Origin of the sequence: Aerococcus mictus (assembly GCF_003286595.3) — a bacterium.
GTDB classification, from domain to species: Bacteria; Bacillota; Bacilli; order Lactobacillales; family Aerococcaceae; genus Aerococcus; species Aerococcus mictus.
In genome coordinates, this window is record NZ_CP132985.1 from 1,252,632 (window position 1) to 1,264,932 (window position 12,301).

Sequence of the window (12,301 nt, forward strand, 5' to 3'; positions counted from 1 at the left end):
TTATCCGACTTCCTCTCTCTTATCTAATACCCAATGGCCAATATCTTTTCGGTAAAAAGTTCCTGCTATCGGGTGTTTGGCTAAGAATTGATAAACTTGATCACGGCAGGTTTCATAAGATGACCCTTTAGCTACCAACATTAAAATTCTTCCACCCTTAGCTTCATAATGCCCTTCTCGCAAGTCAACACCAGCCCCATAGATTTGTAATCCATCAGGAAGCTTAGTAATCAATTCATCCAGCACCATGCCTTTTTGATAAGTGCCTGGATAACCTTCAGCTGCAAGAACAACGCCTAAACTCACTTGGTCGGCTTCCGATGTGAGTTGACTCGGTCTTCCATGTAACAAGTCATCAATGACCCCAGCAAAATTATCCCCTAAAAGTGGCAAGACCACTTGGGTTTCTGGGTCCCCAAAACGGGTATTAAACTCAATCACCTTGGGTCCCTCTTGGGTTAAAATTAGGCCCGTATACAAGACCCCATAATAAGGGCAATTTCTGGCGGCCATCTCTTTTAAGACTGGTTCAACAATCCGGTTAACGACATCATTAAAGACCGATTGACTGACAAAGGGAACCGGACTGTAAGCCCCCATACCACCCGTGTTAGGCCCTAGGTCATGGTCATAGGCCCGCTTATGGTCTTGAGCAAGAGGTAAGTGGAGGACTTGCCCTTTTCCGACTAAGGAGAAACAGGAAAACTCTACTCCCTCTAGATATTCCTCAATAACTACCTCATTTTGACTGCCATAACGATGGTCACTAAAGATTTCTTCTAAGAACTCTAGAGCGCTAGTCAAGTCTTGGACAATTTTAACCCCCTTGCCTGCAGCAGGACCATCCGCTTTAATCACCAGGGGAAAGTCTGCTGCTTTTACTTCCTCCCGGGCTTCTTCTAAATTATTATAGGCTACATAAGCAGCAGTTGGGACATCTTGAGCCTGCATCACTTCTTTTGCAAAGTGCTTAGAAGACTCTAAGCGACTGGCCGATTGACTGGGGCCAAAGATTTGTAATCCAGCCGCTTGGAAGGCATCAACAATCCCATTAAATAAAGGAATTTCAGGCCCTACAAAGGTCCAAGAGATAGCATATTCTTTAGCAAAGTCAATTAAAGTTGGGAAATCATCCATGCTAATGTCTAAGCAGTGGATGCCATCCTTAGCCATTAGCGGATTTCCTGGAGCGCAGTAGACTTCAGAAACCTTTGCATCTTGCTTAAACTTAAGCGCTAGGGCATGTTCCCGTCCCCCAGAACCAATGACCAATATTTTCATAATTCTCCTCCTGAAATTAATGTCTAAAATGCCGCATGCCAGTTTTTAACATAGGAATTTTGGCTTGGTCAACCACGGCAATGGAATCATCGTCATGGATAGAACCCCCAGGTTGAACAATGGCTTTAATGCCATGTTGGGCCGCTAATTCTGCGGTATCTGCCATTGGTAAGTAGGCATCACTAGCTAAAACTAAACGGTCGCGGTCAACTTCAAATGGATTAGCCAAGGCTTCGTCAAGGGCTAATTGGGCTGAGCCAACCCGGTTCATTTGCCCTGCTCCAATGCCTAGCGTTTGATGGCCGTTGGCAACCACAATAGCATTGGATTTAACGTGTTTTACGACCTTCCAAGCTAATTCTAAAGCAGGGAGATCTTTGGGATCGACATCATATTGACCCATTTTTTGCCACTGTTCGTGATTCTCATAAGCAGGGATATCTTGGTCTTGGACTAAGAGACCACCCATTACAGAAACATATTCCTTGGCAGGAGAGAGCTTATGATCAAAGCCCTTCACTTCTAATAAGCGTAAGTTCTTTTTGGTCTTGAGCACTGCTAAGGCCTCTTCACTAAAGGCTGGCGCAATCACGATTTCTAGGAAAATCTTATGCAGTCTTTCCGCTAATTCTTTAGAAATTTCTTGATTAACCGCTACAATGCCCCCATAGATGGACATGGAATCGGCTTGATAGCAGCGTTCAAAGGCCTCTTCAATCGTTTGGCCAATTCCTACCCCGCAAGGATTCATATGTTTAAGGGCCACGGCACAGGGTTGGTCAAATTCAGCAATCAACGCTAGGGCTGCATTGGCGTCTTTAATATTGTTATAGGATAAAGCTTTACCATTTAATTGTTTAGCCTGGCTAATGCTATAGTCATCAGCTAAAGGTGCTTGATAGAATTCAGCTTCTTGTTGGCTGTTTTCCCCGTAACGTAAGGTTTCTTTTAATTCATAGGTTAAGGTTAATCGTTCAGGTTTTTCCTCTTCAAAACGGTCGGTGAGATACTGAGCAATTAATGCATCATAGGCAGCTGTCAAACGGAAAGCTTTAGCTGCTAGACGTTGGCGCTCTTCAAGAGTCGTTGCCTGTTTTTCTTTAAGAGAATCGATGACACTGGCATAGTCCTTAGGATCAGTAAGCACAGTGACATCCTGGTAGTTTTTGGCTCCAGCACGCACCATGGAAGGACCACCAATATCAATATTTTCCACCGCTTCAGCTAATGAAACCTGGCTCTGACTAATGGTTTCTTTAAAGGGATAGAAGTTCACCACCACATAATCAATGGCTTGTAAGTGGTTATCAGCCATGGTTTTCACATGGTCAGCATGGTCTCTTTGGAAGAGAATTCCAGCATGGATATTAGGATGTAAGGTTTTTACTCGCCCATCTAGCATTTCCTTAAAGCCAGTCACTTCTTCAACAGGAATGACTTTAATACCAGCTGCTTCTAGGTGCTTTTTACTCCCCCCGGTTGAAATGATTTCTATCCCAGCCTCCTTAAAGGCTTGGGCGAGTTCTACTAAACCTTCCTTATTAGATACACTAATTAATGCTCTTGCCATGATTCATTTCCTTTCTGACTAATTCTAAAATTACTTGAGGATATAATTGATGTTCAATTGTATGAATAGCTGTCTCCAAGTCCTCCAACTGCCATGCTGGATCAATAGTTACAGCTTCTTGGGCGAGAATTTTTCCTTGGTCGATATTTTCATCGATAATGTGAACGGTTACCCCAGTTTCAGGCACTCCCGCCTGATAGGCGTCCCTAATCCCATGACGGCCGGGAAACTTAGGCAAGAGGGAGGGATGAATATTAATAATCCGGTTAGGATAAGCCTGGAGTAATGGCTGGTGAATCAGCCGCATATAACCTGCCAATAAAATGTAATCCAAGTGATGCCTCTGACAAAGATCGACTAGAGCTTCTTCATAGTCTTGGCGACTAGGAAAGTCAGTGGGACTAAATTGAAAGGCGGGAATTTGTAAATTTTGAGCGCGTTTTAAGACATACGCTCCTGCTGTATCACAAAAGAGAAAGGCAATCTCAATCTCAGAATGAAGGCCCTGGAAGGCTTCAACCAAAGCTTGAAAATTACTGCCCTGTCCTGAAGCAAATATTGCACATCGCATCATAATGTCCCCTCAAATATAATTTTTTCTTTTACATCACTAGCCTTCTTAACCTGACCAATCCGGTAAGTTGACTCCCCTTGGTCATGTAAGATACTTTCAACTTCATCAATATGAGAAGAATCGATGGCTAAGACCATGCCAATCCCCATATTAAAAATATTCAGCATTTCCATCGAATCGAGTTGACCATACTTTTCTAAAGCCTTAAAAATTGGCAAGACTGGCCAAGATCCTAATTGAATTTGCGCTTTATAGCCTTCTGGTAGAATGCGGGGAATATTTTCAATAAATCCCCCACCCGTGATATGGGCCATGCCATGGATCAGCGAACGCTCAATTAAGCTTTGCAATGTCTTCACATAGATCCGGGTAGGAATAAGTAATTCATCAATCAGACTACGGTCAGGACCCAGTTCTTCTAAATGGCTATCCAAAGAAAAATCATTATCCTTAAAAAAGACTTTGCGCACTAAAGAATAGCCATTAGAGTGTAAACCGGATGAGGCTAGGCCCAGGAGAATATCCCCTTCTTTAACCTTCTTGGGGGTAATGAGCCGTTTCTTTTCAGCAATACCGACCGCAAAACCAGCTAGGTCAAAATCCTTGCTATCATACATGCCGGGCATTTCAGCCGTTTCTCCACCGATCAAGGCAGCTCCAGCCTGTTGACAGCCTTCAGCTACTCCTTTGACGATACGCTCAATAACAGCGGGATGGTTCTTGCCCACCGCGATGTAGTCCAAGAAAAACAAGGGCTGAGCGCCTTGAGCGAGAATATCATTCACACACATGGCCACACAGTCGATCCCAATGGTGTCATAACGCTGAGATTGGATAGCTAACATTAATTTAGTGCCGACACCATCCGTGCCAGCTAATAAACAAGGCTCTTCATAGTCAAAGTCGGCTAAAGAAAACGCTCCAGCAAAACTACCGATCGCTCCCATCACTTCTGGGCGCCAAGTTTTTGCGACTTGCTTTTTAATTCGTTCCACCGCTTGGTAACCGGCTTCCACATCCACTCCGGCATTTTGGTAGGCATTAGTCATGGTTAACCTCCTCTTCCTGCAAAGATTCTAGGTATTCTTTTTCATAGTCATATAATTCAGTGGGGTAATCGCCATTAAAATAAGCCATACATAGACCTTGATACTTGCCAGGGCCTTGTAAATCGATGCCTTTAATCAAGCCTTCTTGACTGAGAAAGGCCAGAGAATCGGCTCCAATCAATTGACAAATTTCTTCAACTGAATTTTGTGCAGCAATTAATTCTCTAGTATTGGAAATATCAATCCCGTAAAAACAAGGATACTTCAACGGAGGACAGGCAATACGGACATGAACCTCCCGGGCTCCCGCTTCACGTAAAAGGGACACAATCCGCTTAGAAGTCGTTCCCCGGACAATGGAATCGTCAATCATGACTACACTCTTGCCAGACACAACCTTACGGACAGCTGACAACTTCATCCGGACGCCCTGCTCTCTTTCAGCCTGACTAGGTTGGATAAAGGTTCGACCAACATACTGGTTTTTTACCAGACCCATTTCATTGGCTAAGCCAGCAGCCTCCGCATAGCCCATGGCTGCCGACAGAGAAGAGTTAGGGACGCCAACCACCATATCGGCTCCCTCAGCAGGACTTTCCTGGGCTAAAATTTCCCCACAACGCTTACGAGCGGTATGGACATTGACATGTTGGATATTGGAATCGGGACGAGCAAAGTAAATATATTCCATGGAACAAATCGCTTGGTGACGGTCTTCGGTATAGAATTCTCGTTCAATACCCTCATCCGTGATATAAACCACTTGTCCCGCTTCGACGTCAAATAAAGTTTTGGCTCCGATTTGGTCCAAGGCGCATGATTCTGAAGCCATCACATAGGCCCCATTGTCTAACTGGCCAACGACTAAAGGTCGAAAACCATTGGGATCGCAAGCTCCTACCAGTCCCTTATTGGTTAACAAGATATAAGTAAAGCCACCCTTTATCTGTCCTAAAGCTTCTTTAAGTTGGTCCTTAAAATTATCAGCCTTGCTGCGGCGAATTAAGTGCATGAGCACTTCACTATCTGAAGTCGAGCGAAAAATAGCGCCCTGTGCTTCTAATTCTTCCTTTAAAGATTGACCATTGACCAGGTTACCATTATGAGCTAGCGCCAGGTCACGATCCGAAAAGTGGAATAAGAAGGGTTGAATATTATTCAATGAGTGGTCGCCAGCCGTCGCATAACGGACATGACCTAAGGCAGCTTGCCCAGCAAGCTTATCGAATTGGTCTTGATTAGAAAAGACCTCACTGACTAGACCTAAACCACGGTATTCTTGCATCCGGCCTGTGTCTTTGAGACTTGTAATTCCAGCGCCTTCTTGGCCCCGGTGTTGTAGAGCCATTAGGCCATAAAAGCTAAGCCGAGCAGCATCAGGATGGTTCCAGACACCAATCAGACCACACTCTTCATGGGGAAGGTCATAGCTTTCTTGGTCAATATAGGTGGTCACATAGTCGGGGTCTTTTATGAATGGGCTTGTTCTTCTAACTGACACGCTAAGGCTCCTTCCCATAACTCCTTCAATACACTCACGCTTAGGTCAATGCTTTGGTCTTTGGCTTCAAGATAAAATTGATCTTCATCGGTCACCTGGCCCAATAAGGTCAGCTTAGCCTGACAAGAAGCTTCAAAGTCAGCTTGCTTTTCAGGCTTGACGGATAGGACAAAGCAGGAAGGACTTTCAGCAAATAAATCAACAGCCTCTCTATCCCATTTAGCCTTGATTCCCAGATTTTTTCCGAAGCAGGATTCAGCAAGTGCCACACCCAAACCACCTTCACTAATATCATGGGCTGAAGCAAGATAACCTGCTTGAATGGCGTTGAGAACTGCTGCTTGGTTAGCCTTTTCTTGGTCCAGATCAAAGTCCAGTAAAGTACCAGAAACTTGACCAGTTTCCATCACTTGTAATTCAGACCCATTAAAATCAGGGCGAATCTCTCCTAGAAGATAAACAAGGTCGCCAGCATGCTTGAAGTCTTGGCTAGTAACATGACTTAAATCCTTGATCAGGCCCACCATGCCAATAACAGGAGTCGGATAAATCGCCTGACCATTACTTTCATTATTTAAGGAGACATTGCCTGAGATAACTGGAGTATTCAAGAGACGGCAGGCCTCAGAAATACCTTGAGCCGCGGTGGCAATTTCATAGAAAATATCAGGGTCATCAGGATTACCAAAGTTTAAGCAATCGGTAATAGCTAAGGGTTGTCCCCCACTGGCCACAATATTACGTGCCGCTTCAGCCACTGCCAATTGACCACCACGTTCAGGATTTAAACGCAGATAACGGGCATTGCAGTCAGTAGTCATAGCCAAAGCCTTTTTAGTCCCACGAATGCGGACAACCGCTGCATCTGAACCTGGTCCCAGAACGGTTGAGGTTCTCACCATGGAATCATAAGTTTGGTAGACTTTGGCTTTTGAAGCAATGGTCGCTTGTTGGAGTAAGCCCTGTAGAATTCGATTGACATCCTTTTCTTGGGCATGGTATTGGTCTTGATCTTGGCCTTGGTAATAGGCTGGTTTAATCACGGCATGTTCATATTCAGGGGCATCTTCAGCCAAGGCATTAACGGGGACATCCGCTACCAACTCGCCCTTATGGAAGAGCCGGTAACGTCCATCATCAGTCACCCGACCAATCACTACCGCCTCAAGCTGGTATTTGTCAAAAATTGCCTTAATTTTTTCCTCTTGGCCGGCTTTAACACAGAGAAGCATGCGTTCTTGGGATTCGGATAGCATCATCTCATAAGGAGTCATGCCGCTTTCTCTTTGAGGCACTTGGTCGAGGTCTAGCACTAATCCGGTCCCAGCTTTGGAGGCCATTTCCGAGGATGAAGACACTAAACCAGCAGCTCCCATGTCTTGGATTCCTACCAGTTCATCGGGACAGTTTTGGATGACTTCTAAGCAGGCTTCCAGTAAGAGTTTTTCCATAAAGGGGTCACCCACTTGGACAGCAGAACGTTGACTTTCTTCTTCATCATTAAACTCTGCTGAGGCAAAGGTCGCCCCATGAATGCCATCCCGACCAGTCTTAGCACCCACATAGATAATGGTATTGCCTACTCCAGCGGCTTGACCTTTTTGGATATCTTTTTGGTCCATGAGGCCAACACACATGACGTTAACCAGAGGATTCCCTTGGTAGCAATCATCAAAGGCAATTTCCCCACCAACCGTTGGGATTCCAATACAGTTCCCATAACCAGCGATCCCCTTGATAATTTCATGGAAGAGATATTTGGTCCGTTGATGACTTAGGGGACCAAAGCGCAAGGAATCCAGTAAGGCTATGGGACGCGCCCCCATGGAGAAGATGTCACGGATAATCCCGCCTACACCAGTCGCAGCCCCTTCATAAGGTTCTACAGCTGAGGGGTGGTTATGGCTTTCTGCCTTAAAAACCACTGCCTGGCCATCACCAATATCGATAATACCGGCTCCTTCTCCTGGTCCCTGTAAGACTTGAGGCCCTTGGGAAGGAAACTTTCTTAGAACAGGCTTAGTATTTTTATAGGAACAGTGTTCGCTCCACATGACAGCAAATAGTCCAGTTTCGGTGTAATTGGGTAAGCGTCCCAGGATATCGACAACCATGTCATATTCCTTATCCGTCATGCTCCATTCCCGGTAAATTTTACTTTCTTTAATTGCTTGAGGACTTAGTTCTTGGCTCACACTCTTCACGCTCTCTTTCCCTCTGTTTCAAAATACTTGACCATAGATTGGAAGACCTTAAGCCCATCTTGACCGGCAATGATTTCTTCAACCGCCCGCTCAGGATGAGGCATTAAGCCAATCACATTCCCTGCCTTATTGGTGATCCCAGCGATATTACCTGTTGAACCATTGGGATTTTCTCCGGCATAGGTGAAAATAATTTGACCGTTAGCCTTTAAGTCAGCTAGGGTTGCTTGGTCGCAGTAATAATTACCTTCGCCATGGGCAATGGGTAAAGTAATTTCCTCTCCTTCTTGATAGAGACTGGAAAAGGGACTTTGGTTGTTTTCAACTACTAAGTCTTGTTTTTTACAGATGAAGGCTAGATCACGATTAGGGAGAAAAGCCCCGGGTAAAAGGCCACTTTCACAGAGAATTTGAAAGCCGTTGCAGGTTCCTAAAACCAACTTGCCACTTTGAGCCAAACGCTTCACTTCTTCCATAATCGGGGTAAAACGGGCAATAGCACCGGTCCGTAAATAATCCCCAAAAGAGAAGCCACCTGGCAACATGATGGCATCATAGCCCGCTAAGGAAGTCGCACTAGCAGGAACATAGTCAGCTTCTTGGCCCAAGACATCACGGATAGCAGTCAACATATCCATATCGCAATTGGATCCAGGAAATTGAATCACAGCAAATTTCATGACGGCTAAACCTCCTTAATGGTATAGCGGTAAGTTTCCATATTGACATTAGCTAGGAGACGGTCACAAATATCAGCAACTGCTTGGTCGACATCGCCAACCTCTTTGGCAATTTCCATTTGAAAATACTTTCCTTGACGAATATTTTTAACTGCCTCATAGCCCATTTGGTGGACGCCTTGCATGATGGCTTGGCCTTGCGGATCAAGAATGGATTCCTTATAGGTGACAAATACTTCAACTGTATACATAGTGACCTCCCTGATTTTTCTAATTGATAGTCCTTAATCTTTAATAACTTCTTGTAAACGGTGATAGACGGCTTGGTAGTAAGGGATCATATCACCTTGATCATTGCGGAAGATGTCCTTATCAAAGGATTTCCCGCTGTCCTTATCCCAGAGTCTGGCATTATCTGGTGAAAATTCGTCAGCCAGAATAATATCTCCCGCTTCATTCTTTCCAAATTCTAATTTGAAATCGACCAAAATCAGCCCTGCTCGGTCAAAAAGCTTCACTAATAAATCATTAATTTCTTTCGTCAACGCTTTAATCGCTGCAATTTCTGCAGGATTAGCCGCTTTTAGAAAGAGAACGTGGTCATCATTCAATAGTGGGTCATTCAAGTCGTCATCCTTATAAAAGAATTCCAGGATACCGCCTTCAATAGCTAAGCCCCGTTCAATGCCTAAGCGTTTAACAAAGGAGCCAGCAGCGTAATTGCGGTAAACCACTTCTAAGGGAAACATTTCCGCCTTCTCAACGATTTCTTCTCGTTCATTAAGCACTTTGACCAAATGGGTAGCGATACCATGGTCAGCTAAATAAGTGAAGATCAATTGGGTAATAGCTTGGTTAATCCGCCCCTTGCCAGGTAAATTTTCCTTTTTAGCCCCATTGCCGGCAGTCGCTTGGTCCTTATAAAAAACTCTTAAATACTTATCATCATCGGTTTGATACAAATCTTTAGCCTTACCACTATAAATTAACTTTTCTTCCGTCATTATTTACTCCTTAATCCAAATTCCACTATCATCAATTTTTTGCAGACTATCTTCCATATCTTCTGGTAACAAAGTGATGTGACCCATTTTACGGTTTATCTTGGCTTGGTCTTTGCCGTAAATATGCAAGTGCCAATCGCTATGCTTGGGAGCAGCTTCTAAGACCTTATCTAAATGTTGTCCTAAAACGTTCACCATAAGGGCCGGACTTAATAGTTTGGGTTCAGCCAGTGGCAAGCTACAGACAGCGCGAATATGTAAATCAAATTGTGAGAAATCACAGGCTTCAATGGTGTAGTGCCCACTATTATGAGGACGAGGTGCCAGTTCATTAATTAAAATATTTCCATCTGCCATTAAGAACATTTCAATTCCTAAGGCACCGACCAATTTTCCTGCTTTAGCAATTTTATGGGCCAGGTCTTGGGCGGCTTGACTGGCTTCAGTTGAAATTCTAGCGGGAACGATAGATTCATGAAGGATGTTATGGACGTGGATGTTTTCCGATACTGGGAAAGTCACCACATGACCATTTTGTTCGCCAATAGCCATGACTGAAATTTCTTTAGCAAAAGGCAGCCATTGCTCCAGCACACAAGCTTGTTCATTGAGTAAGTCAACACAATCAGGCAAGTCTTTTTGGCTATGAAGAACCCGTTGGCCCTTGCCGTCATAACCAAAACGCCGCGTCTTTAAAACAGCAGGATAGCCTAATTCTCTGACTGCTTGTTCTAAGTCTTCCATGGTCTTGACCGACCGATAAGGAGCGACTTGAGCACCCGCAGCTTCTAAAAACTGTTTTTCATGGAGACGGTCTTGGCTAGAATGAAGCAGGTCTACCCCCTGAGGGAGATAGGCACGATCACCGAGAACTTGTAAGGATTCAGTATCGATATTTTCAAATTCAAAAGTTAATACATCGCATTGAGAAGCAAAGTCTGCTAAGGCTTGGCGGTCATCGTAGGCCTTCTCATAATGAAAATCAGCGACCTGAGAGGCTGAACAATTATGTCCGGGATCTAATATTCCTACCCGATAGCCCATTTCTTTAGCGGATTGGGCTAACATTTGTCCTAGTTGACCTCCACCGATAATGCCGATGGTTGCCCCAGGTAAAATCGTCTTAGTCAAGTTGATCACTACTTTCTATGGCTGCTTGACGCATATTTTTTCGATAATCTTCCAGGGCTTGGCTGAGCCTTGCATCCTCAATGCTTAGAATCTCAACCGCCAGTAAGGCAGCATTTTTAGCCCCTGACTGTCCAATAGCTGTTGTGGCGACGGGGACACCGGCTGGCATCTGAACGATAGATAGGAGTGAATCCAAGCCACTCAAGGCGTGTGATTGAACCGGAACCCCAATAACCGGTAAGGTGGTTTTAGCAGCTAACATGCCTGGCAAGTGGGCTGCTCCTCCTGCCCCAGCAATAATTACCGCTAGGCCTCGCTCACGGGCGCTTTTAGCATAAGCAAACATCTCATCTGGCATCCGGTGGGCAGAAATCACACGTTTTTCATATGGCACTTCAAATTGGTCTAAAATCTGACAGGCTTGACTCATGGTTTGCCAATCCGATTGAGATCCCATCACTACCCCTACTTTTATCACTTGACAGCCTCCTTAAATAACAGACATTTGTGTAGAATTAATATTAAATATTCGTGATTTACTTGTTTACATGTAAAAATATACCATATAATTTTAAAATTTCAATTTAATTACGTATATTATTTGATAAAATCGTTTTCATAATACGTTTTATTGCTTTGATATTATTTTTAAGGCCAATTTCCCACTAAATTAGTCTCTATTACCGAACAATCGGAAAAAGACCGCCTTCGAATCAAGACGGTCTAAAAATATATTTTTATTAGCCAAGCATATGATTTGTCGCCTAGCATAAGTCCTGTTAGTATATGTTTAGTGGTAAACTGTTTATAACTAAACCAAATGTTGATAACGAGGTGAGAACGATGACATCAAGTGAATCGGGCTGTGAGAATTATAATCACGCCCTCAATATCTACCAGTCCCTGGTAAGGCTTTACCGGAGGAACCTGCAAGATACCAGTCAAGCCCTAGCTGATTTCTCTTGTCAGATTAATGTGCCCCAATTTGATTTACTGTCTTATATCTGTGAGCATCCAGCAACTAACCAACAGGAGATTGCTATCCAACTCTGTGTAACTAAGGGTAATGTTAGCCAATTACTCCACAAATTAGAGGAAAATGGCTATATCAAAAAAGAAATTCAAGGCAGAAGCCACCTGCTCTTTCCCACCAGTAAGGGAGAAGACCTTTACGGAAAAATAGCTTATGACTTGAGTAACTTCCAGCGAAGCTTTTTTAATGCGCTTGACAATGAAGAATTAGCCACCCTTGACCAACTTTTAACCAAAGTCTGCCAAGACCATCTGCATAAGTAATCGATAGGAAA

12 protein-coding genes are annotated in these 12,301 nt (G+C 44.0%); 1 reads left to right on the forward strand and 11 read right to left on the reverse strand.

Annotation, left to right across the window (positions count from 1 at the left end; translation table 11 throughout):
- From purD to purE, 11 genes are all read right to left on the reverse strand, one after another.
- Complete coding sequence (gene purD, locus DBT49_RS05810; RefSeq protein ID WP_070559996.1) at window positions 1-1,281, reverse strand: phosphoribosylamine--glycine ligase; 1,281 nt, start codon at window positions 1,279-1,281, stop codon at window positions 1-3.
- 16 nt (window positions 1,282-1,297) lie between these two features.
- Entirely contained in the window at window positions 1,298-2,851 is a 1,554-nt protein-coding gene (purH, locus tag DBT49_RS05815; RefSeq protein ID WP_070559994.1) for a bifunctional phosphoribosylaminoimidazolecarboxamide formyltransferase/IMP cyclohydrolase, read from the reverse strand.
- Window positions 2,832-3,422 carry a phosphoribosylglycinamide formyltransferase gene (gene purN / locus DBT49_RS05820; RefSeq protein ID WP_070559992.1) on the reverse strand — a complete coding sequence of 197 codons (591 nt, stop codon included), beginning with the start codon at window positions 3,420-3,422 and terminating at the stop codon, window positions 2,832-2,834. Before purN ends, purH begins: the two co-directional genes overlap by 20 nt.
- A complete protein-coding gene (gene purM, locus DBT49_RS05825) occupies window positions 3,422-4,474 on the reverse strand; it encodes a phosphoribosylformylglycinamidine cyclo-ligase (RefSeq protein WP_070559990.1) in 1,053 nt (350 codons plus the stop codon). Before purM ends, purN begins: the two co-directional genes overlap by 1 nt.
- Complete coding sequence (gene purF / locus DBT49_RS05830) at window positions 4,467-5,930, reverse strand: amidophosphoribosyltransferase (protein ID WP_083300520.1); 1,464 nt, start codon at window positions 5,928-5,930, stop codon at window positions 4,467-4,469. The genes purM and purF overlap by 8 nt, the downstream gene beginning before the upstream one ends.
- Before the next feature lie 14 nt (window positions 5,931-5,944).
- Entirely contained in the window at window positions 5,945-8,110 is a 2,166-nt protein-coding gene (purL, locus tag DBT49_RS05835) for a phosphoribosylformylglycinamidine synthase subunit PurL (protein WP_372596508.1), read from the reverse strand.
- A 65-nt stretch (window positions 8,111-8,175) separates the two neighbouring features.
- Window positions 8,176-8,859, reverse strand: coding sequence for a phosphoribosylformylglycinamidine synthase subunit PurQ (gene purQ / locus DBT49_RS05840; RefSeq protein WP_070559987.1), 684 nt, complete (start codon window positions 8,857-8,859; stop codon window positions 8,176-8,178).
- Window positions 8,860-8,864: 5 nt separating this feature from the next.
- Entirely contained in the window at window positions 8,865-9,110 is a 246-nt protein-coding gene (gene purS / locus DBT49_RS05845) for a phosphoribosylformylglycinamidine synthase subunit PurS (protein ID WP_013668813.1), read from the reverse strand.
- Window positions 9,111-9,143: 33 nt separating this feature from the next.
- Entirely contained in the window at window positions 9,144-9,863 is a 720-nt protein-coding gene (purC, locus tag DBT49_RS05850; RefSeq protein WP_070559985.1) for a phosphoribosylaminoimidazolesuccinocarboxamide synthase, read from the reverse strand.
- Between the two features lie 3 nt (window positions 9,864-9,866).
- Entirely contained in the window at window positions 9,867-11,003 is a 1,137-nt protein-coding gene (purK, locus tag DBT49_RS05855; RefSeq protein ID WP_070559983.1) for a 5-(carboxyamino)imidazole ribonucleotide synthase, read from the reverse strand.
- Window positions 10,987-11,451, reverse strand: coding sequence for a 5-(carboxyamino)imidazole ribonucleotide mutase (purE, locus tag DBT49_RS05860; RefSeq protein ID WP_070560346.1), 465 nt, complete (start codon window positions 11,449-11,451; stop codon window positions 10,987-10,989). Before purE ends, purK begins: the two co-directional genes overlap by 17 nt.
- A 386-nt stretch (window positions 11,452-11,837) precedes the next feature.
- Between purE and DBT49_RS05865 the strand changes: the two genes are divergently transcribed.
- The gene (locus DBT49_RS05865; RefSeq protein ID WP_070559981.1) at window positions 11,838-12,290 is read left to right on the forward strand and encodes a MarR family winged helix-turn-helix transcriptional regulator; all 453 of its coding nucleotides are present in this window, start codon (window positions 11,838-11,840) and stop codon (window positions 12,288-12,290) included.
- Window positions 12,291-12,301: the final 11 nt, after the last annotated feature.